Annotated in this window: 16 protein-coding genes and 3 rRNA genes; all 19 read left to right on the forward strand. The window is 70.4% G+C overall.

Annotated features, from left to right (window positions below; translation table 11 throughout):
• The first annotated feature begins 12 nt into the window (after nucleotides 1-12).
• The 19 genes from argC to recN all read left to right on the forward strand — a co-directional run bounded on the left by argC (nucleotide 13) and on the right by recN (nucleotide 21,978).
• Complete coding sequence (gene argC / locus ATL31_RS15695; protein ID WP_101396876.1) at nucleotides 13-1,056, forward strand: N-acetyl-gamma-glutamyl-phosphate reductase; 1,044 nt, start codon at nucleotides 13-15, stop codon at nucleotides 1,054-1,056.
• A 49-nt stretch (nucleotides 1,057-1,105) separates the two neighbouring features.
• On the forward strand, nucleotides 1,106-2,257 hold the full coding sequence (gene argJ / locus ATL31_RS15700) for a bifunctional glutamate N-acetyltransferase/amino-acid acetyltransferase ArgJ (RefSeq protein WP_101396878.1): 1,152 nt from the start codon (nucleotides 1,106-1,108) through the stop codon (nucleotides 2,255-2,257).
• A gap of 65 nt (nucleotides 2,258-2,322) precedes the next feature.
• Complete coding sequence (gene argB / locus ATL31_RS15705; RefSeq protein ID WP_245862793.1) at nucleotides 2,323-3,231, forward strand: acetylglutamate kinase; 909 nt, start codon at nucleotides 2,323-2,325, stop codon at nucleotides 3,229-3,231.
• Nucleotides 3,228-4,424 (forward strand): acetylornithine transaminase, encoded by a 1,197-nt coding sequence (locus tag ATL31_RS15710; protein WP_101396880.1) that lies wholly within the window; start codon nucleotides 3,228-3,230, stop codon nucleotides 4,422-4,424. The genes argB and ATL31_RS15710 overlap by 4 nt, the downstream gene beginning before the upstream one ends.
• Nucleotides 4,421-5,368: an ornithine carbamoyltransferase gene (gene argF, locus ATL31_RS15715; RefSeq protein WP_101396882.1), complete on the forward strand. Its 948-nt coding sequence runs from the start codon at nucleotides 4,421-4,423 to the stop codon at nucleotides 5,366-5,368. Before ATL31_RS15710 ends, argF begins: the two co-directional genes overlap by 4 nt.
• Nucleotides 5,365-5,868 (forward strand): arginine repressor, encoded by a 504-nt coding sequence (locus ATL31_RS15720; protein WP_101396884.1) that lies wholly within the window; start codon nucleotides 5,365-5,367, stop codon nucleotides 5,866-5,868. Before argF ends, ATL31_RS15720 begins: the two co-directional genes overlap by 4 nt.
• Nucleotides 5,865-7,316, forward strand: a complete 1,452-nt coding sequence (gene argH, locus ATL31_RS15725; protein WP_101396886.1) for an argininosuccinate lyase — start codon at nucleotides 5,865-5,867, stop codon at nucleotides 7,314-7,316. Before ATL31_RS15720 ends, argH begins: the two co-directional genes overlap by 4 nt.
• A 2-nt stretch (nucleotides 7,317-7,318) precedes the next feature.
• Nucleotides 7,319-7,924, forward strand: coding sequence for a DNA-3-methyladenine glycosylase (locus ATL31_RS15730; RefSeq protein ID WP_425440343.1), 606 nt, complete (start codon nucleotides 7,319-7,321; stop codon nucleotides 7,922-7,924).
• Nucleotides 7,925-8,155: 231 nt separating this feature from the next.
• Complete coding sequence (gene tyrS / locus ATL31_RS15735) at nucleotides 8,156-9,430, forward strand: tyrosine--tRNA ligase (RefSeq protein ID WP_101396890.1); 1,275 nt, start codon at nucleotides 8,156-8,158, stop codon at nucleotides 9,428-9,430.
• A gap of 673 nt (nucleotides 9,431-10,103) precedes the next feature.
• Nucleotides 10,104-11,627, forward strand: a 16S ribosomal RNA gene (locus ATL31_RS15740).
• A gap of 340 nt (nucleotides 11,628-11,967) precedes the next feature.
• Nucleotides 11,968-15,085, forward strand: a 23S ribosomal RNA gene (locus tag ATL31_RS15745).
• 74 nt (nucleotides 15,086-15,159) lie between these two features.
• Nucleotides 15,160-15,276: ribosomal RNA gene (gene rrf / locus ATL31_RS15750) — 5S ribosomal RNA — on the forward strand.
• The 16S, 23S and 5S rRNA genes sit together here, the layout of an rRNA operon.
• A gap of 454 nt (nucleotides 15,277-15,730) precedes the next feature.
• Complete coding sequence (locus ATL31_RS15755; RefSeq protein WP_101396892.1) at nucleotides 15,731-16,462, forward strand: tetratricopeptide repeat protein; 732 nt, start codon at nucleotides 15,731-15,733, stop codon at nucleotides 16,460-16,462.
• The gene (locus tag ATL31_RS15760) at nucleotides 16,459-17,400 is read left to right on the forward strand and encodes an HAD-IIA family hydrolase (protein ID WP_101396894.1); all 942 of its coding nucleotides are present in this window, start codon (nucleotides 16,459-16,461) and stop codon (nucleotides 17,398-17,400) included. Before ATL31_RS15755 ends, ATL31_RS15760 begins: the two co-directional genes overlap by 4 nt.
• Nucleotides 17,401-17,441: 41 nt before the next feature.
• On the forward strand, nucleotides 17,442-18,332 hold the full coding sequence (locus ATL31_RS15765; protein WP_101396896.1) for a DNA-binding protein: 891 nt from the start codon (nucleotides 17,442-17,444) through the stop codon (nucleotides 18,330-18,332).
• Nucleotides 18,329-18,538: a hypothetical protein gene (locus ATL31_RS15770; protein ID WP_101396898.1), complete on the forward strand. Its 210-nt coding sequence runs from the start codon at nucleotides 18,329-18,331 to the stop codon at nucleotides 18,536-18,538. The genes ATL31_RS15765 and ATL31_RS15770 overlap by 4 nt, the downstream gene beginning before the upstream one ends.
• Nucleotide 18,539: 1 nt before the next feature.
• Nucleotides 18,540-19,355 carry a TlyA family RNA methyltransferase gene (locus ATL31_RS15775; protein WP_101397748.1) on the forward strand — a complete coding sequence of 272 codons (816 nt, stop codon included), beginning with the start codon at nucleotides 18,540-18,542 and terminating at the stop codon, nucleotides 19,353-19,355.
• Nucleotides 19,352-20,293, forward strand: coding sequence for an NAD kinase (locus ATL31_RS15780; RefSeq protein ID WP_101396900.1), 942 nt, complete (start codon nucleotides 19,352-19,354; stop codon nucleotides 20,291-20,293). The genes ATL31_RS15775 and ATL31_RS15780 overlap by 4 nt, the downstream gene beginning before the upstream one ends.
• Nucleotides 20,290-21,978, forward strand: a complete 1,689-nt coding sequence (gene recN, locus ATL31_RS15785) for a DNA repair protein RecN (protein WP_101396902.1) — start codon at nucleotides 20,290-20,292, stop codon at nucleotides 21,976-21,978. Before ATL31_RS15780 ends, recN begins: the two co-directional genes overlap by 4 nt.
• Nucleotides 21,979-21,989 lie beyond the last annotated feature (11 nt).

Raw genomic sequence — 21,989 nt, forward strand, 5'->3', positions numbered from 1 at the left:
ATAGTCATGCACATGATGCGGGTCGCCGTCGCCGGAGCGAGTGGGTACGCCGGGGGAGAGGTGCTGCGGCTGCTGCTGGCCCATCCCGGGCTGGAGGTGGGCGCTGTCACGGCCTCGGCCAATGCCGGCCAGCCGCTCGGAGCGGTGCATCCGCACCTGACGCCGCTGGCCGACCGGGTGCTCGAGGAGACCACGGCGGCGGTCCTGGCCGGGCACGACGCCGTCGTCCTGGCGCTGCCGCACGGGCACTCGGCCGCGCTGGCCGCGCAGCTCGGCGAGGAGGTCGTCGTGGTCGACTGTGGCGCCGACTTCCGGCTACGGAGCCAGTGGAGCTGGGAGGCCTACTACGACACCCCGTGGGCGGGTTCGTGGCCCTACGGGATGCCCGAGCTGCCGACCGCCGACGGCAGGCAACGGGCCCGGCTCCGCGGCGCCCGGCGCATCGCCGTCCCCGGCTGCTACCCGACGGCCGTCTCGCTGGCCCTGGCCCCCGGGCTGGCCGCCGGCTTGCTCGAGCCGCGCGACGTCGTGGTCGTGGCGGCCTCCGGCACCAGCGGCGCCGGCAAGGCGGCCAAGGCCCACCTGCTCGGCTCCGAGGTGATGGGCGCCATGTCGCCCTACGGCGTCGGCGGGGTGCACCGGCACACGCCGGAGATCGAGCAGAACCTCCAGGAGGTGGGCGGCCCCGAGGTCGAGGTGTCGTTCACCCCCACCCTGGCGCCGATGCCCCGCGGCATCCTGGCCACCTGCACCGCTCGCGTGACCGACGCCGGGCTCGACCCGCAGGCCCTGCGCGCCGCCTGGGCCACGGCCTACGCCGACGAGCCGTTCGTGCACCTGCTGCCCGAGGGGCGCTGGCCGAGCACCGGCAGCGTCCTGGGCAGCAACTGTGTGCACCTCCAGGTCGCGCTCGACGAGCGGGTCGGACGGGCCGTGGTCGTGGCCGCCGTCGACAACCTCACGAAGGGCACGGCCGGCGCTGCCGTGCAGTGCCTCAACCTCGCGCTCGGGCTGCCCGAGACCACGGGGCTGCCGCTGGCGGGGGTCGCCCCGTGAGCCGGTCGGGTCCCGTCCCCTCGTCCCTCGTCCCCACCGGAGGTCGCTGATGTCGGTCACCACCCCCCGGGGCTTCCGGGCCAGCGGGGTCGTCGCGGGCCTCAAGGCCTCCGGCCGGCCCGACGTCGCCCTCGTCGTCAACGACGGGCCCGACCACCACGCGGCGGCCGTCTTCACGGCCAACCGGGTCGAGGCGGCCCCGGTCACCTGGTCTCGCACCGTCGTGGCCGACGGGCGCGCCGACGCCGTGGTCCTCAACAGCGGCGGCGCCAACGCCTGCACCGGGGCCCCGGGCTTCCAGGACACCCACCGCACGGCCGAGCACGTCGCCGGCGTTCTGGGCGTCGCCGCCGGTGACGTCGTGGTGTGCTCGACCGGCCTGATCGGCGAGCGCCTGCCCATGGACCGGCTGCTGGCGGGGGTCGACGCCGCGGCGGCCGGTCTCGCCGCCGACGGGGGCCCGGCCGCCGCCGAGGCGATCATGACCACCGACACCCGCCCCAAGACCGCCGAGGCGCGGCGCGACGGCTGGGCGGTCGGCGGCATGGCCAAGGGCGCGGGGATGCTCGCGCCCGCGCTGGCGACGATGCTGGTCGTGGTCACCACCGACGCCGTGGCCGACGCCGGGCAGCTCGACCGGGCCCTGCGCGCCGCCACCCGCACCACCTTCGACCGGGTCGACTCCGACGGCTGCATGTCCACCAACGACACCGTCGTGCTGCTGACCTCCGGTGCCTCCGGGGTGGCGGTGGCCGACGACGACCTGGCCGAGGCGGTCACCGCCGTGTGCGCCGAGCTGGCCCGCGCCCTGGTCGCCGACGCTGAGGGCGCCCACCACGACATCGCCGTCGAGGTGCGCTCGGCGGCCTCCGAGGCCGACGCGCTCGAGGTGGCGCGAGCCGTCGCCCGCAACAACCTCTTCAAGTGCGCCGTCTTCGGCGGCGACCCCAACTGGGGCCGGGTGCTGGCCGCCGTCGGCACCACTGCCGCGGCCTTCGACCCCTCCACCCTCGACGTCACCATGAACGGCGTCCAGGTCTGCCGGGCGGGAGGCGTGGGCGAGGACCGCACGCTGGTCGACCTGTCGGCGCGCGAGGTGCACGTCGTGGTCGAGCTGCACGCCGGCGATGCCGGGGTGACCGTGTGGACGAACGACCTCACGCACGACTACGTCCACGAGAACTCGGCGTACTCGACGTGAGCACGCTCTCGACCGGCCCCGAGGTCCCCCTGACGGCCCCGCAGCAGCAGGCGCTCCGCGGGGCCATCGACGCCGCCGCGCTGCGCGTCGCCCAGAGCAAGGCCGCCACCCTGGTCGAGGCCCTGCCGTGGCTCGAGCGCTTCCGCGGCGCCCTCGTCGTCGTCAAGTACGGCGGCAACGCCATGACCGACGACGCCCTCAAGGCCGCCTTCGCCCAGGACGTCGCGTTCCTGCGGTACGCGGGGCTGCGGCCGGTGGTCGTCCACGGCGGTGGCCCGCAGATCAAGGGGATGCTCGACCGCCTCGGCCTCGAGTCGGAGTTCCGCGGCGGCCTGCGCGTCACGACCCCCGAGGTCATGGACGTCGTCCGGATGGTGCTCACCGGCCAGGTCGGGCGCGAGCTCGTCGGGCTGCTCAACCAGCACGGGCCGGTGGCCGTCGGGCTCTCGGGCGAGGACGCCGGGCTGTTCGGGGCGCGCCGGCGTGGCGTCACGGTCGACGGCGAGGAGCACGACCTCGGCCTGGTGGGCGACGTGGTGCAGGTCGACCCGGGTGCGGTGATCGACCTGCTGGACGCCGGCCGCGTGCCGGTGGTCTCGACGGTCGCCCCCGACCTCGACCACGAGGGCCAGGTGCTCAACGTCAACGCCGACACCGCGGCCGCCGCGCTCGCCGTGGCCCTGGGCGCCCGCAAGCTGGTGGTGCTCACCGACGTCGAGGGCGTCTACGCGAACTGGCCCGACCGCGGCTCGCTCCTGTCGCAGCTGCGCCTGAGCGCCGCCCGCGAGCTGCTGACCCGGGTCGACGCCGGGATGATCCCCAAGCTCGAGGCGTGCATCCGCGCCGTCGAGGCCGGCGTACCGCAGGCCCACGTGGTCGACGGCCGCCAGCCGCACAGCCTCCTCCTCGAGGTGTTCACCTCCGAGGGCATCGGAACCATGGTCCTGCCGGACCGGGACGGGGACGGGACATGAGCGCCACCGACGACCTGCTGGCCCGCTACGAGCGCTCGCTGATGCAGGTGTTCGGCCGCCCGCAGCTGGTGCTCGAGCACGGCGACGGCGCCTGGGTCTGGGACGTCGACGGCCGGCGCTACCTCGACCTCGTGGGCGGCATCGCCGTCAACGCCCTCGGCCACAACCACCCCGCGCTGGTGGCGGCCGTCTCGAAGCAGGCCGGCCAGCTCGTGCACGTGTCGAACTTCTACACCTCGGTCCCGCAGGTGCAGCTGGCCGAGCGCATCCTGGCCGTCGCCGGCGCCCCCGAGGGGTCGGCGGTCTTCTTCTGCAACTCCGGCGCCGAGGCGATCGAGGCGGCGGTCAAGCTGGCCCGGCGCACCGGCCGCACCGGCATCATCGCCGCCGAGGGTGCCTTCCACGGGCGCACCACCGGGGCGCTGGCCCTGACCCACAAGGCCGCCTACCGCGAGCCGTTCGAGCCGCTGCTGCCCGGCGTCGTGCACGTGCCCTGGGGCGACGTCGCGGCCCTCGAGGCGGCGGTCGGTCCGGCGACCTCGGCCGTGGTGCTGGAGCCCATCCAGGGCGAGGGCGGCGTCGTCCCGTCGACGCCGGAGTACCTGCGGGCCGCCCGGGCGCTGACCACCGAGGCCGGCGCGCTGCTGGTCCTCGACGAGATCCAGACCGGCGTGGGGCGCACCGGCGCCTGGTTCGCGTTCCAGCAGGCCGGCGTGGTCCCTGACGCGATGACGCTGGCCAAGGGCCTGGGCGGCGGCGTGCCCATCGGGGCGTTGGTGACCTTCGGCCCCGACGTCTCGGCGATGCTCGGCGCCGGCCAGCACGGGTCGACCTTCGGCGGCAACCCCCTGGCGTGCGCGGCCGGGCTGGCCGTCCTCGACACCATCGAGTCCGAGGGGCTGCTCGAGCACGTCCGGGCGATGGGGGAGCACCTCGGGGAGCGCGTGCTCGGTCTGGGTGACGCGCGCGTCACCGGCATCCGGGGGAGTGGGCTGCTGCGGGCCGTCACGCTCGCCGGGCCCTGGGCCGCGGCCGTCGCGGCCCACGGGCGCGAGGCCGGCCTCATCCTCAACCCGGTGTCCCCCGACGCCATCCGGCTCGCCCCGCCGCTGGTCGTCACCGCCGACCAGCTCGACCTGTTCGTCGACGCCCTGCCCGGGCTGCTCGACCTCGCGACGGAGGAGACCCGATGACCCTGCGCCACGTCCTGCGCGACGACGACCTCACGCCCGCCGAGCAGGCCGCGGTGCTCGACCGCGCGGCGGCCCTGAAGGCCGCGCCCTTCGCGGAGCGCCCTCTCGAGGGCCCGCGCACCGTCGCGATCCTCTTCGACAAGCCGACACTGCGCACCCAGGTGTCGTTCGTCGGTGCGGTCTCGGCCCTGGGCGGCTTCCCGATGGTGGTCGACGGGCGGCTGGCCGGCGTCGGGGAGCGGGAGTCGGTGGCCGACGTGGCCCGGGTGCTCGGGCGGCAGTCGGCGGCGATCGTGTGGCGCACCTTCGCGCAGAGCCGGCTCGAGGAGATGGCGGCCTTCGCCGGCGTCCCGGTCGTGAACGCGCTGACCGACGACTACCACCCCTGCCAGATCCTGGCCGACCTGCTGACCGTGCGTGAGGCCCTCGGCGACCTCGCCGGGCGCACGCTGACCTACGTCGGCGACGGGGCCAACAACATGGCCCACTCCTACCTGCTGGGTGGCGCGACGGCCGGGATGCACGTCCGCGTGGGCACCCCCACGTCGCACCAGCCCGCCGCCGACGTGCTAGCCCGGGCCCGGCAGCGGGCCGCCGAGACCGGGGGCTCGGTGCTGGTCAGCGACGACCCCGTCGAGGCCGTGCGGGGCGCCGACGTGGTCGCGACCGACACGTGGGTGTCGATGGGCCAGGAGGCCGAGTCCGACCAGCGCAAGGGCGCGGCGAGCCCCTTCGCGCGGTTCTCCGTCGACGAGGCCCTCATGGCGCAGGCCGGCCCCGACGCCGTCTTCCTGCACTGCCTGCCCGCGTACCGCAGCCTCGAGGTGGCCGCCGAGGTCATCGACGGCCCCCGCTCGCTGGTGTGGCAGGAGGCCGAGAACCGGCTGCACGCGCAGAAGGCGCTGCTGGCGTGGCTGCTCGAGCAGGCCGAGGGGTCGCGATGACCGTCTCGACCTCGCGGGCCGCCCGGCGCCAGCGCATCGTCGAGATCCTGATGGCCACGCCGGTGCGCAGCCAGACCGAGCTGCTCGACCTGCTGGCGGCCGACGGCATCGAGGTCACCCAGGCCACCCTCTCGCGCGACCTGGTCGACGTGGGCGCCGAGCGCGTCCGCGTCGGCAAGTCGCTCGTCTACGCCGTGCCGGGAGAGGGGGGCGACCGCACCGTGCGGGCCGCCACCGACGACGACGAGCGCAGCTCGCGGCTGGCGTCGCGCTGCCAGGAGCTGCTGGTCTCGGCCGAGCACTCCGCCAACCTCGTCGTGCTGCGGACCCCGCCAGGGGCCGCCAGCTTCCTCGCGTCGGCCATCGACCACACCTCCGTCGAGGGGGTCCTCGGCACCATCGCCGGCGACGACACCATCATGGTCATCACGTCCGGGTCCGCGCGCAGCCGCGAGGTCGTCGCCCGGCTCCTGTCGTACACCCGGAAGGACACCCCGTGACCCCGCCCGACGCCGCTCCCGGCCCCGCCGCCCCCGTCAGCCTCTGGGGCGGGCGCTTCACCGGCGCCCCGGCCGACGCGCTGGCGGCACTGTCGAAGTCGACGCACTTCGACTGGCGCCTGGCTCCCCACGACATCGCGGGGTCCCGGGCGCACGCCCGGGTGCTGCACGCCGCCGGGCTGCTCGACGACGCGACCCTCGAGGCCATGCTCGACGCGCTCGAGCGCCTGCGCCAGGACGTGGCCTCGGGCGCGTTCGTCCCGGCCGAGGACGACGAGGACGTGCACACGGCGCTGGAGCGCGGGCTCATCGAGCGCGCCGGCGCCGACGTGGGCGGCCGGCTGCGGGCCGGGCGCTCGCGCAACGACCAGGTGGCGACGCTGTTCCGGATGTACCTGCGCGAGCACGCGCGGGTCGTCGCCGGGCTGGTGCTCGACGTGGTCGACGCCCTGGTGGCGCAGGCGCGCGAGCACCTCGGGGTGGCGATGCCGGGGCGCACCCACCTCCAGCACGCCCAGCCGGTGCTGCTCTCGCACCACCTGTTGGCCCACGCATGGGCGCTGCTGCGCGACGTCGACCGGCTGCGCGACTGGGACGCCCGCGCGGCGGTCTCGCCGTACGGCTCGGGCGCGCTGGCGGGCTCCTCCCTGGGGCTCGACCCCGAGGCCGTGGCCGCCGACCTGGGCTTCACCGGCGCGGTCGAGAACTCCATCGACGGCACCGCGTCGCGCGACTTCGTGGCCGAGTTCTCCTTCGTCTGCGCGATGACCGCGGTCGACGTCTCGCGGCTGGCCGAGGAGGTCGTCCTGTGGGCCACCAAGGAGTTCTCGTTCGTCACCCTCGACGACGCGTACTCGACCGGGTCGAGCATCATGCCGCAGAAGAAGAACCCCGACGTCGCCGAGCTCGCCCGCGGCAAGGCCGGCCGGCTGGTCGGTGACCTGGCCGGGCTGCTGACCACGCTCAAGGGCCTGCCGCTGGCGTACAACCGTGACCTGCAGGAGGACAAGGAGCCGGTCTTCGACGCGGTCGACACCCTCGAGGTCCTGCTGCCGGCCTTCTCGGGGATGGTCGCCACCCTGGTGTTCAACACCGACCGGCTGGCGGCCCTGGCCCCCCAGGGGTTCTCGCTCGCCACCGACATCGCCGAGTGGCTGGTCCGGCAGGGGGTGCCGTTCCGGGTCGCCCACGAGGTGGCCGGGGCCTGCGTGCGGGTGTGCGAGGTGCGCGGCATCGAGCTCTGGGACCTCTCGGACGACGACCTCGCCGCCGTCAGCGAGCACCTGACGCCGGGGGTGCGCGAGGTGCTGTCCGTGGAGGGGTCGCTGGCCTCGCGGTCCGGGCAGGGCGGTACCGCACCGGTGCGGGTGGCCGAGCAGCTCGAGCGCGTCGTCGCGGCGGTCGGGCGGGCTCGGGGCTGGGCGGCGGCGGTTCCGCAGGCCCGGTGAGCATCCGGCGCGACGTGCTCGCGGGCCCCGTCCTCGAGGTCGCGCCCGCGCTGCTCGGCGCGCGCCTGACCCACGCCGGGGTCACGCTGCGGCTCACCGAGGTCGAGGCCTACGCGGGTGCGGTCGACCCCGGCTCGCACGCCTTCCGCGGCCGCACCCCGCGCACCGCGGTGATGTTCGGCCCGGCCGGGCACCTGTACGTCTACTTCACGTACGGGATGCACTTCTGCGCCAACGTCGTCACCGGCCCCGAGGGGCAGGCGTCGGCCGTCCTGCTGCGCGCGGGCGAGGTCGTCGCCGGCCACGAGGTGGCGGCCGCGCGGCGGCCCGGCGTGCGCGAGCGCGACTGGGCGCGAGGGCCGGCCCGGCTGGCCAGGACCTTGGCCTTCGGGCGCGACGAGAACGGCCTGGACCTGCTCGACCCCGCCGGGCCGGGGCGCCTCGAGCCACCGGCCGAACCGCCCCCGACCGGCGCGGTGCGCACCGGCCCGCGCGTGGGGGTCAGCGGGCCCGGCGGCGACGGCGACGACTTCCCGTGGCGGTTCTGGCTGGCGGACGAGCCCACCGTCAGCGTCTACCGCCCCGCGGTGCGGCGCCGACGGGACTGAGCCGCTGCATCAGGTCGCGCAGCCCCGCGCCGTGCTCGGCCGTCGCGACCCGCGTCACCAGCGACGCGCGGACCACCACGTCCACCGTCGCGGTGCAGGAGGGCGGCGGCGTCGTGGCAGCGGGGCACCGTCGTCCCATCCGGTGGTGCCGGCGCCGTGCCGGGGGTGCTGCATGGCAGGCTGGAGGCGCCGGTGGCCGCCGGTGTGCACCCAGCGGGAAGGACCAGCACCGTGACCGACATCCTCGACGAGCTGCAGTGGCGGGGACTGGTGGCGCAGACCACCGACGAGTCCGCGCTGCGTGAGGCACTCGCGGGGGGCCCGATCACGGCGTACTGCGGCTTCGACCCCACCGCGCCGTCCCTGCACTTCGGCAACCTGGTGCAGCTGGTGGTGCTGCGGCACCTGCAACGGGCCGGGCACCGGGTCATCTGCCTGGTCGGCGGCTCGACGGGCCTGATCGGCGACCCCCGGCCGTCGGCGGAGCGGGTCCTCAAGACCAAGGAGCAGACGGCCGCGTGGGTGGCGAACATCCAACGGCAGGTGCGGCCCTTCCTCGACGACGGCGGGGCCAACCCCGCGGTCTTCGTCGACAACCTCGACTGGACCGCCGGACTGAGTGCGCTCGACTTCCTGCGCGACGTGGGGAAGCACTTCCGGGTCAACCAGATGGTCAAGAAGGACGCCATCGCAGCCCGGCTGAACAGCGACGAGGGGATCTCGTACACCGAGTTCAGCTACCAGCTCCTGCAGGGGCTCGACTACCTCGAGCTGTACCGGCAGTACGGGTGCACGCTGCAGACCGGGGGCAACGACCAGTGGGGCAACCTCACCGCGGGGTCCGACCTCATCCACCGGGTCGAGGGCCGGTCGGTGCACCTGTTGACCACGCCCCTGCTCACCGACTCCTCGGGCGAGAAGTTCGGCAAGAGCGCGGGCAACGCGATCTGGCTCGACCCCGTGATGACCAGCCCCTACGCCTTCTACCAGTACTGGCTCAACGTCGAGGACGCCTCGGTGGGCACGCTGCTGCGGGTGTTCACCGACCGCGGCCGCGACGAGGTGGCCGCGCTGGAGCGGCAGGTCACCGAGGAGCCGTGGAAGCGCGCGGCCCAGCGGACCCTGGCCGCCGACGTCACCACCTTGGTGCACGGGGCCGAGGCCACGGCGGCGGTCCAGGCGGCCAGCGAGGCGCTGTTCGGCAAGGGCGAGCTCGCCGGCCTCGATGCCGCCACGCTGCGCGACGCCACGGCCGAGCTGCCCGGGGGACCGGTGGCCGTGGGGATGTCCCTGGTCGACGCCCTGGTGGCCGTGGGGCTCGTCGACTCCCGCAACGCGGCCCGTCGAACCATCGGCGAGGGCGGAGCATCGGTCAACGGCCGCAAGGTGACCGACCCGGAGATGGTCCTGACGACCGAGCACGTGCTCCCGGGCGACGTGGTGGTGCTTCGGAGGGGGCGCAAGAACCTCGCGGCGGGCCGTCTGACGGGTCCCGACGCCACCTGAGCAGGTTCCTCAGCGACTCTCCGCCGCTGTCGCACAGCCGAATTGGGGCTGTGCGGCGGCGGCGGACCCGTCTCCGGGGCAGGGCGATTTGTGTTCGCCGCGAATCGTCCTCTAATGTTCTCGACGTCAGCCCGAGAGGGAGGAACGGACACCAAGCGGCAGGGCCGAACAGCCCCGCACCAAGTAGGCCGGTCCCACGAGCTGACTCCCACTCCGAAGGGTTCGCCCGGACGCACAGCGGCCGGAAAGCCTGGTGGAGGAAGCGCCCCGGAAGGGATGCTAGAGTGGGAACCACCGCAGAGATCCAAGCGCGATCAACCCGGCCGCTCATCGAGCGGGTCACGGATTTGACGCCCAAGCATGGACGCGGGTACGTTTGACCGGTTGCTTCCAGCGACTGGGAGAACACACGGAGTAGCCCCGACGACGAGCTCACTGAGCCAATCGTGGGTGCGCGTCCGAACCTTGAGAACTCAACAGCGTGTCAAAAATCGATGCCAATTACCTCGTCGCATCGTCCCGGAGGAGCCGGCCACAGGCCGGTGAGACGGATCGATGCACGAAAATCCTTTGGTTGGACAACGAACAACAGCGAAAGCTGGTTGTTCGTGCTCAGCCAGTGAAACAACCCTCCACAGGGTAACGATTTCTCGGTTCTGCCGAGAGTCAAACATCAACGGAGAGTTTGATCCTGGCTCAGGACGAACGCTGGCGGCGTGCTTAACACATGCAAGTCGAACGGTGAAGGTGGGAGCTTGCTTCTACCGGATCAGTGGCGAACGGGTGAGTAACACGTGAGTAACCTGCCCCAGACTCTGGAATAACCCCGGGAAACCGGAGCTAATACCGGATACGAGACGGAGAGGCATCTCTACCGTCTGGAAAGTTTTTCGGTCTGGGATGGACTCGCGGCCTATCAGCTAGTTGGTGAGGTAATGGCTCACCAAGGCGACGACGGGTAGCCGGCCTGAGAGGGCGACCGGCCACACTGGGACTGAGACACGGCCCAGACTCCTACGGGAGGCAGCAGTGGGGAATATTGCACAATGGGCGAAAGCCTGATGCAGCGACGCCGCGTGAGGGATGACGGCCTTCGGGTTGTAAACCTCTTTCAGCAGGGAAGAAGCGAAAGTGACGGTACCTGCAGAAGAAGCACCGGCTAACTACGTGCCAGCAGCCGCGGTAATACGTAGGGTGCGAGCGTTGTCCGGAATTATTGGGCGTAAAGAGCTTGTAGGTGGTTTGTCGCGTCTGCTGTGAAAATCCGGGGCTCAACCCCGGACTTGCAGTGGGTACGGGCAGACTAGAGTGTGGTAGGGGAGACTGGAATTCCTGGTGTAGCGGTGAAATGCGCAGATATCAGGAGGAACACCGATGGCGAAGGCAGGTCTCTGGGCCATAACTGACACTGAGAAGCGAAAGCGTGGGGAGCGAACAGGATTAGATACCCTGGTAGTCCACGCCGTAAACGTTGGGAACTAGGTGTGGGTCTCATTCCACGAGATCCGTGCCGCAGCTAACGCATTAAGTTCCCCGCCTGGGGAGTACGGCCGCAAGGCTAAAACTCAAAGGAATTGACGGGGGCCCGCACAAGCGGCGGAGCATGTGGATTAATTCGATGCAACGCGAAGAACCTTACCAAGGCTTGACATATACCGGAAACACCCAGAGATGGGTGCCCCGCAAGGTCGGTATACAGGTGGTGCATGGTTGTCGTCAGCTCGTGTCGTGAGATGTTGGGTTAAGTCCCGCAACGAGCGCAACCCTCGTTCTATGTTGCCAGCGCGTAATGGCGGGGACTCATAGGAGACTGCCGGGGTCAACTCGGAGGAAGGTGGGGACGACGTCAAATCATCATGCCCCTTATGTCTTGGGCTTCACACATGCTACAATGGCCGGTACAAAGGGCTGCGAAACCGCAAGGTGGAGCGAATCCCAAAAAACCGGTCTCAGTTCGGATTGGGGTCTGCAACTCGACCCCATGAAGTCGGAGTCGCTAGTAATCGCAGATCAGCAACGCTGCGGTGAATACGTTCCCGGGCCTTGTACACACCGCCCGTCAAGTCACGAAAGTCGGTAACACCCGAAGCCGGTGGCCCAACTCTTTGAGAGGGAGCCGTCGAAGGTGGGACTGGCGATTGGGACTAAGTCGTAACAAGGTAGCCGTACCGGAAGGTGCGGCTGGATCACCTCCTTTCTAAGGAGCACTGGTCGCAACTGCGATCCAGAGCCTGGTTTGTTCGCACATGTCGAGCACCAGGAGCTCAAGGGTGGAACATCGATTATTTGGCACTGGGCTTCGGCCGGTTCGTCAGTACAGCTCCTTCGGGAGAGTGGACAACGACCGGGTGAGGCACAGTGCCTGACACGTTGTTGGGTCCTGAGGGCTCGGGCGGAAACGCTCACCTCAGGCCGTTACGGCCCAGGACCTTCGTTGCGGACGAACCGCCGGCATTGCCGGTAGGCGCCGAGACCGACGAAGGCCCGCCCGTATGTTGAGAACTACACAGTGGACGCGAGCATCTTATATCTTTGTGGCTCAAGTTTTTAAGGGCACACGGTGGATGCCTTGGCACCAGGAACCGAAGAAGGACGTAGGAATCTGCGATAAGCCTCGGGGAGTCGATAACCAGACTGTGATCCGAGGATTTCCGAATGGGGAAACCCGGCTGGAGGCAAGTCCAGTCACTCCCGCCTGAACACATAGGGCGGGTAGAGGGAACGTGGGGAAGTGAAACATCTCAGTACCCACAGGAAGAGAAAGCAACCGCGATTCCGTGAGTAGTGGCGAGCGAAAGCGGAAGAGGCTAAACCGATCATGTGTGATAGCTGTCAGGCGTTGCATGGTCGGGGTCGTGGGACTTCTCAGTCAGTGCTGACAAGCTGACATGGAGTCAAAAATTCGCGCCATAGTCGAAGGACATTGAAAGGTCCGGCACAGAGGGTGCGACCCCCGTAGACGAAATGACGCGAACTCCAGAGAACCATCCCAAGTAGCACGGGGCCCGAGAAATCCCGTGTGAATCTGGCGGGACCACCCGCTAAGCCTAAATATTCCCTGGTGACCGATAGTGAACAAGTACCGTGAGGGAAAGGTGAAAAGCACCCCGGGAGGGGAGTGAAATAGATCCTGAAACCGTGTGCCTACAATCCGTTGGAGCCTCCTTGTGGGGTGACAGCGTGCCTTTTGAAGAATGAGCCTGCGAGTTAGTGCTCAGTGGCGAGGTTAACCCGTGTGGGGAAGCCGTAGCGAAAGCGAGTCCGAATAGGGCGAATGAGTCGCTGGGTCTAGACCCGAAGCGGAGTGATCTACCCATGGCCAGGTTGAAGCGACGGTAAGACGTCGTGGAGGACCGAACCCACTTAGGTTGAAAACTGAGGGGATGAGCTGTGGGTAGGGGTGAAAGGCCAATCAAACTCCGTGATAGCTGGTTCTCCCCGAAATGCATTTAGGTGCAGCGTCACGTGTTTCTTACCGGAGGTAGAGCTACTGGATAGCTAATGGGCCTTACCAGGTTACTGACGTTAGCCAAACTCCGAATGCCGGTAAGTGAGAGCGTGGCAGTGAGACTGCGGGGGATAAGCTCCGTAGTCGAGAGGGAAACAGCCCAGACCACCATCTAAGGTCCCTAAGCGTGTGCTAAGTGGGAAAGGATGTGGAGTTGCATTGACAACCAGGAGGTTGGCTTAGAAGCAGCCACCCTTTAAAGAGTGCGTAATAGCTCACTGGTCAAGTGATTCCGCGCCGACAATGTAGCGGGGCTCAAGCACACCACCGAAGCTGTGGCATTGACATATTGCCCGGCCGTGACACCTGAGGGTTCACGGTCCAAGCGTGTCGATGGGTAGGGGAGCGTCGTGTGGCCAGGGAAGCGGCGGAGTGATCCAGCTGTGGAGGCCACACGAGTGAGAATGCAGGCATGAGTAGCGAATGACGGGTGAGAAACCCGTCCGCCGAATAACCAAGGGTTCCAGGGTCAAGCTAATCTGCCCTGGGTAAGTCGGGACCTAAGGCGAGGCCGACAGGCGTAGTCGATGGACATCCGGTTGATATTCCGGAACCGGCGAAGAACCGCCCATGACGAACCTTCTGATGCTAAGCGCCTGAAGCTCTTGTCTGATCCTTCGGGTGACGACCTGAGTGGAGCGCGCGACCCTAGGTTGTAGTAGTCAAGCAATGGAGAGACGCAGGAAGGTAGCCTCCGCGTGGCGATGGTAGTCCACGTCCAAGGGTGTAGGGAGTGACATAGGCAAATCCGTGTCACACATATCCTGAGACCTGATAGTGACCGCGTATGCGGGAAGCAGGGTGATCCTATGCTGCCAAGAAAATCTTCTAGCGAGGTTCTAGCCGCCCGTACCCCAAACCGACTCAGGTGGTTAGGTAGAGAATACCAAGGCGATCGAGTGAATCGTGGTTAAGGAATTCGGCAAAATGCCCCCGTAACTTCGGGAGAAGGGGGGCCCAGACCTTGAAGGACTTCACGTCCTAGGGGAAAGGGCCGCAGAGACCAGGGAGAAGCGACTGTTTACTAAAAACACAGGTCCGTGCTAAGTCGCAAGACGATGTATACGGACTGACGCCTGCCCGGTGCTGGAAGGTTAAGAGGACGGGTTAGATCTTAGGGTCGAAGCTCAGAATTTAAGCCCCAGTAAACGGCGGTGGTAACTATAACCATCCTAAGGTAGCGAAATTCCTTGTCGGGTAAGTTCCGACCTGCACGAATGGCGTAACGACTTCTCCACTGTCTCAACCGCGAACTCGGCGAAATTGCACTACGAGTAAAGATGCTCGTTACGCGCAGAAGGACGGAAAGACCCCGGGACCTTTACTATAGCTTGGTATTGGTGTTCGGTACGGCTTGTGTAGGATAGGTGGGAGACTGTGAAGCATGCACGCCAGTGTGTGTGGAGTCAACGTTGAAATACCACTCTGGTCGTTCTGGATATCTAACCTCGGTCCGTGATCCGGATCAGGGACAGTGCCTGGTGGGTAGTTTAACTGGGGCGGTTGCCTCCTAAAATGTAACGGAGGCGCTCAAAGGTTCCCTCAGCCTGGTTGGCAATCAGGTGTCGAGTGTAAGTACACAAGGGAGCTTGACTGCGAGAGAGACATCTCGAGCAGGGACGAAAGTCGGAACTAGTGACCCGGCGGTGGCTTGTGGAAGCGCCGTCGCTCAACGGATAAAAGGTACCCCGGGGATAACAGGCTGATCTTGCCCAAGAGTCCATATCGACGGCATGGTTTGGCACCTCGATGTCGGCTCGTCGCATCCTGGGGGTGGAGTTGCTCCCAAGGGTTGGGCTGTTCGCCCATTAAAGCGGTACGCGAGCTGGGTTTAGAACGTCGTGAGACAGTTCGGTCCCTATCCTCTGTGCGCGTAGGAAACTTGAGAAGGGCTGTCCCTAGTACGAGAGGACCGGGATGGACGAACCTCTGGTGTGTCAGTTGTCCTGCCAAGGGCACCGCTGATTAGCTACGTTCGGAAGTGATAACCGCTGAAAGCATCTAAGCGGGAAGCACGCTTCAAGATGAGGTTTCCATGGGGTTTACCCCGAGAGGCTCCCGGCTAGACTACCGGGTTGATAGGCCAGATGTGGAAGTGCAGCAATGCATGTAGCTGACTGGTACTAATAAGCCGATAACTTGACTCACACTCAAGACTTTTGTTCGCGTCCACTGTGCAGTTCCCGAGATACGGTCGGGAAGACTGACATCTCCATAGAGTTTCGGCTGTCATAGCGAAGGGGAAACGCCCGGCTCCATTCCGAACCCGGAAGCTAAGCCCTTCAGCGCCGATGGTACTGCACTGGTGACGGTGTGGGAGAGTAGGACGCAGCCGGACATACTTTCCAGAAAGGGCCCGTCGTTCGCGACGGGCCCTTTCTCATGTCCATTTCCGGCAAGAGGCCGGCTACGGCGGTGACGCTTTCGGCCCTGGCCTTCGTAGACTGACACCCGCGGCACGGGCCGCCCAGCAGGACGAGGAAGGACCATCCGTGGCAGACGACCAGCAGCGCCCGCGAGGCGCAGGATCCGGGCGGCCCGACGGGCAGCGGGGTGGCGGCGGTGGGCCGCGCCGCCAGGACGGGCCCCCGGCGAACCGTCGAGGCGGTCCATCCTCGGATGCCGGCCGTGGTGCTGACCCGCGGCGTCGTGACGGGGGCCGACCGCCCGGCGCCCGTGACGACCGCGGACCGCGACGTGACGGCCCGAGCGCGGCCGGCGACCAGCAGCGCGGCTCGTCCCGCCTCACGCCCAAGGGCCCGCGGCTTCCCGAGCCGCGTATCCCTGACGAGGTGACCGGCAAGGAGCTCGACCGTTCGGTGCACGTCCAGCTGCGCACCCTCTCGAAGGAGAACGCCGAGGGGGTCGCCAAACATCTGGTGATGGCGGCGGTGCAGCTCGAGGCGGACGACATCGAGGCCGCCCTCGCGCACGCCGAGACCGCCGTGCGCCGCGCCGGCCGCGTTCCCGCGGCGCGCGAGGCCCTGGGGATGGTGGCGTACCGCATGGGTGACTTCGCGCGTGCGCTGAACGAGTTCCGTACTGTGCGGCGGCTGAGTGGCTCCTCGCACCTGCTGCCCCTGATGGTCGACTGCGAGCGGGGGCTGGGTCGGCACTCGCGGGCCCTCGAGCTCGCCGCCACCCCGGAGGCGCGGACGCTCGCGGACGACGAGCGGCTCGAGCTCGCGATCGTCGTGTCCGGTGTCCGCCGCGACCTCGGCCAGCTCGACGCCGCGTTGCTCGCCCTCCAGGTCCCTGCTCTCAAGCGCGGGTCCAAGGCCGGCGTGCACCGTCTGCACTACGCCTATGCCGACACCCTGGTGGCACTGGGCCGCGTCGACGAGGCGCGGGAGTGGTTCCAGAAGGCGGTCGAGGGCGACATCGAGAACGAGACCGACGCGGTCGAGCGCCTCGACGAGCTCGACGGCATCGACCTCACCGACCTCGGGCCGGACGAGGACGACGTGGTGCCGTCGCCGGAGCCGCCGTCGGCCGAGGGCGACGGCCGACCCACGCCGGCGTGACCAGCCTCGCCGCGCGGTACGCCGCGCTGGTGTGCGACCTCGACGGCGTGGTGTACCGCGGCCCGGCGGCGGTCCCGCATGCCGTCGACGCGCTCGGTGCACTGACCGTGCCGGTGGTCTACGCCACCAACAACGCCTCGCGGCCGCCGGCGGACGTGGCTGCCCACCTCCAAGAGCTCGGGCTCGGGTGCACCCCCGAGCAGGTGGTCACCAGCAGCGACGCCGCGGCGTGGCTCCTGGTCCGCGACGCCGAGGCGGGCTCGAGGGTGCTCGCTGTCGGAGGCCCGGGTGTGGTCGTCGCGCTCGAGGCGGCGGGCTTCGTCGGCGTCGCCCCGCGTGACCATGACGGCTTCGGCTACGCGGCGGTCGTCCAGGGGTACGGCGCCGGGGTGACGGCGACGGACCTGGCCGAGGCCGCGTACGCCGTCGAGGACGGAGCGCGGTGGGTGGCCACCAACACCGACGCCACCCTGCCGACCGACCGTGGGGTGGCGCCGGGTAACGGCATGCTGGTGGCGGCGGTCGCCCGGGCCGTGGGGCGTAACCCCGACGCGGTGGCGGGCAAGCCGCATCCGCCGCTCTACCTGCTGGCTGCCGAGCGGCTCGACGTCGCGGCCGATCGTCTGCTGGCGGTGGGTGACCGCCTCGACACCGACATCGAGGGCGCGGTCGGCGCCGGCGCCGACTCGCTGCTGGTGCTGACGGGAGTCGACGACCTGGACGCCGTCCTCGACGCGCCCGCGGAGCGCCGACCGACCTTCGTCGCCCCCGATCTGCGCTGGCTGCACCGCGATCCCGAGGACGGCTCACCCTCGCTGGCGGACCTCGCAGCGGCCGTCGCGGCGGTGCACCGTGCTGCCGACGACGGGGCGGGGGAGCGGGCGGCGGCGCTGCGCGAGACCGCGCGCCGGATGTTGGCGGACCTGCACGCCGAGTAGCGTGACACCCCTGCAGGTCGCCCCGGCTCCAGGAGGAACCCATGGTCACACGATCCATCCGCGCGTACGTCGAGCTCGCCGTCGGTCTCGGGGAGGTCACCCGGGCCCGTGCCGTCGAAGCAGCCCAGGAGCTCGTGGCGATCGCCGGGTCCGAAGCGTCACCGAAGAAGATGGCCAAGCAGGTGGGCCGTCTGGCCGATGACCTGCTGCGGGCCGCGGAGGAGAACCGCAACCAGGTGGTCGCCCTCGTACAGCGTGAGGTCGAAGCCGCCGTCGAACGGCTGGACGCCGGTGCCGTCGTCGCCGACATGCAGGCACTGGCCGCGACCGTGACCGGCCTGGCCACCCAGGTCGACGAGCTGGCGCGCGCGGTAGGGACGCGAGCCGGCCTGGTGCACAGCGGGTCCGGCGCCCCGGCCGCCGCGTCGCCCCCGGTGCGGACCGCCGCCCCGGCGTCACCGCGTCCCACCCGGGCTGCGGTGAAGAAGGCCGCCCAGAAGCGTGCGTCGGCCGCCGGTACCGCGACGAAGGCCGCCGCGACGACGGCGGGGGCAGCGTCGAAGGCCGCACCTGCGACGAAGGCTTCGGCGGCCAAGGCCACCGCGCGGAAGGCTTCGACGACGAAGGCCACCGCGAAGAAGACCTCGGCGACCAAGGCCACCGCGCGGAAGGCCTCGACCGGGACGACGTCGCCCGCGAAGAGGACCTCGGCGACCAAGGCCACCGCGAAGAAGACCTCGGCGACCAAGGCCACCGCGACGAAGACCTCGGCGACCAAGGCCACCGCGCGGAAGGCCTCGACCGGGACGACCTCTCCCGCGAAGAAGGCCCCCGCGAAGAAGGTCCCCGCGAAGAAGGCCTCGGCGACGCCGACCACCGCGACCTCGAACGACACCGCGACGACCGCCCCGACGACGGGGTCGTCGGCGTGACCGAGACCCCCGACCACGAGACGCTCGCGGACGACGAGGCACCGGCCGAGGAGGCCGTCGAGGCACCCGAGACCGGCGACATCCTGGTGGACGCGGCCCTGCGTGACCTGGCCGCCGTCCCGACCGACGACCTCGACGGCCAGCTGGCCGCGGGGGAGCACGTGCAGCAGACGCTCCGCTCGCGTCTCGGCGACCTCGGCGGCTGACATCGCCCGGCTCGACGCCGAGCTCGTGCGCCGGGGTCTGGCCCGCTCGCGGGGGGAGGCGCAGACGTTGGTGGCCGACGGGCTGGTCCGGGTCGACGGTGTACCCGCGCGCAAGCCGGCCCAGCCCGTCGACGCGGCGAGCGCCCTGTCGGTGCAGCACGACGGCCCCCGATGGGTGGGCCGGGGGGCCCACAAGCTGCTCGCGGCCCTGGAGGGCTGGGGGCAATCCGGCCTCGTCGTGGCGGGGCGTCGCTGCATCGACGTCGGCGCGTCCACGGGGGGCTTCACCCAGGTCCTGCTGCACCACGGGGCCGCCCACGTCGTCGCGCTCGACGTCGGGCACGATCAGCTGGTCCGTGAGCTGGCCGACGACCCACGCGTCGACGACCGCCCGGGCACCTCGGTGCGCGACCTCGGCCCCGCGGCCGTCGGAGGACCCTTCGACGTCGTCGTCACCGACCTGTCGTTCATCTCGCTGACCCTGGTGGCCACCGAGCTCGCCGCTCTGCTGCGCCCCGACGGTGACCTCGTGGCGCTGGTCAAGCCGCAGTTCGAGGTCGGCCGCGACCGGCTGGGGCGCGGCGGGGTCGTCGGGGACCCCGGGAACCGGCGCGACGCCCTGCTGGCGGTCACGTCGGCCTTCGCGCGGACAGGGCTGCACGTGCGGGCCGTGGCGCCCAGCCCGCTCCTGGGGACGACGGGCAACGTCGAGTACCTCCTGTGGGTACGGTCGGACCCGTCGGACACAATGACCGAGGACGAGGTCCGCGACGCCGTGCATGCGGCCACCCCCCGACACCGAGGAGCCCGACGATGACGCCAGCGCCGCGCCGCGTCCTGCTCGTCACCCACGCCAGCCGTCGCGACGCCCAGGAGCTCTCCGCGGCCGTCGCCACCCGGCTGCTGGCCTCCGGCATCGGGGTCTGCGCCCCGTCGGCCGACCTCGCGGGCGAGACCCCACTGGCCGCCGTCGACGGCGTCGGCTGCGTCGACGAGACCAGGACCGACCTCGACTGCGAGCTGGTCTGCGTGCTCGGCGGCGACGGCACCATCCTGCGCGGTGCCGAGATCTCCCGCGGCTCCGGGGCACCCCTTCTCGGGGTCAACCTCGGGCACGTCGGCTTCCTGGCCGAGGCCGAGCGCGAGGACCTCGACGCCACTGTGGAGCGCATCTGCGCCCGCGACTACACCGTCGAGGAGCGGATGACCCTCGACGTGGTGGCCCGGGTCGACGGCCACGAGGTGTTCTCGTCCTGGGCCCTCAACGAGGCCACCGTCGAGAAGGCGTCCCGCGAGCGGATGCTCGAGCTCACCGTCGAGATCGACGGTCGGCCGCTGTCCACCTGGGGCTGCGACGGCATCGTCATGGCCACACCCACCGGTTCCACCGCGTACGCCTTCTCGGCCGGCGGCCCGGTGGTCTGGCCCGACGTCGAGGCCCTGCTGCTGGTCCCCATCAGCGCCCACGCGCTGTTCTCGCGCCCGGTCGTCGTCGGCCCGCAGTCCCACCTCGCGGTGCAGCTGCTGCCGCAGGCCGAGGCCGGCGCGGTGCTCTGGTGCGACGGGCGGCGCGCGGTCGGGCTGTCGCCCGGAGCGCAGGTCGAGGTCACCCGCTCCGCGCTGCCGGTGCGCCTGGCCCGCCTGTCGCAGGGTGTCTTCACCGACCGCCTGGTCGAGAAGTTCGACCTCCCCGTCCACGGCTGGCGGGGCGCGGCCCGCCGCCAGCGCGACGACGGGGAGGACGTGGCGCGGTGATCGAGGAGATCCGCATCCGCGACCTCGGGGTCATCGACGAGGCCGTCCTGCCGCTGCACGCGGGGCTCACGGTGCTGTCCGGCGAGACCGGCGCCGGCAAGACCATGGTCGTGACCGGTCTCGGGCTCCTGCTCGGCGGCCGCGGCGACTCCGGCCTGGTCCGCTCCGGCGCGGCGCGCACCGTCGTCGAGGGCGTCATCGCCCTGCCCGACGGCCATCCGGCCCTGCTCCGCGCGGCCGACGCCGGCGCCGACGTCAGCGACGGGCTCGTCCTGGTGCGCTCGGTGGCGGCCGACGGACGGTCGCGGGCCCACGTGGGCGGGCGGGCGGCGCCGGTCGGGGTGCTGGCCGAGCTCGCCGAGCATCTCGTGGCCGTGCACGGGCAGGCCGACCAGTGGCGGCTGCGGCGCACCGACGAGCATCGCGAGGTCCTCGACGCCTACGGCGGCGGCGCGGTGGCCGAGCCGCTGGCGTCCTACCGGGCCCTGCACGCCGAGCTCACCGCGGCCGAGAACGAGCTCGCGGCGCTGCGGGCCGCGGCCGCCGAGCGAGCCCGCGAGGCCGAGACCCTGCGCATCGGGCTCGAGCGCATCGAGGCCCTCGACCCCCAGCCCGGTGAGGACGACGCCCTGCGCGCCGAGTCCGAGCGGCTCGGCCACGCCGAGGAGCTGCGGGCGGCGGCCGGGGGAGCGCACGATGCCCTCGCGGGGGCCGACGACGCCACCGACGCGGCCCCCGGCGTCCTGGAGGCCCTGGCCGACGCCTCGAGCCGCATCGCCACCGCCGCCCACAACGACCCCGCCCTGGCGGCACTCGGCACCCGCGTCGACGAGCTGCGCTACCTCGCCGCCGACGTCGCCGCCGACCTCGGCTCCTACCTGGCCGATGCCGACGTCGACCCCGCCCGCCTCGACCAGGTCGAGCAGCGGCGCGCAGCGCTCACCGACCTGACCCGCCTCTACGGGCCGGGTGTCGACGACGTCCTGGCCTGGGGGCGCGAGGCGGCCGCCCGCGTCACCGAGCTCGAGGGCACCGGGGACCGGATCGGTGACCTCGAGGCAGCCGCGGTCGCCCTCACCGCGGCGCGGGCCGACGCCGCCGCGGCGCTCACGGCCGCCCGAGCCGCCGCTGCCGACGCGCTCGGCGCTCGCATCACCACCGAGCTCGGCCATCTCGCGATGGGCTCGGCCACGGTCACCGTGGCGGTCGAGGACGCCGGCCGCTTCGGGCCCGACGGCACCGACGTCGTCGAGGTGCGCCTGGCCGCCGGCCCCGGCACCACCCCGCGCTCGGTCACCAAGGCCGCCTCGGGTGGTGAGCTCTCGCGGGTCATGCTGGCGATCGAGGTCGCCACCGCCCAGGAGACCGCATCGGTCCCCACCTTCGTCTTCGACGAGGTCGACGCCGGGGTGGGCGGGCGCGCCGCGCTCGACGTCGGTGCCCGGCTGGCCGAGCTCGCCCGCCACGCGCAGGTCGTGGTCGTCACGCACCTGGCGCAGGTCGCCGCGCACGCCGACCGGCACCTCGTGGTCGAGAAGTCCGACGACGGCCAGGTCACCCGCAGCATGGTCCACGAGGTCAGCGGCGAGGACCGCGTCACCGAGCTGGCGCGGATGCTCGGCGGCTCCGGCACCGACGCCGCGCTCGACCACGCCCGTGACCTGATGGCGCGTGCCCGCGGCTGACCCGGCGTGGC

The sequence above is a fragment of the Phycicoccus duodecadis genome, from assembly GCF_002846495.1.
GTDB lineage: Bacteria > Actinomycetota > Actinomycetes > Actinomycetales > Dermatophilaceae > Phycicoccus > Phycicoccus duodecadis.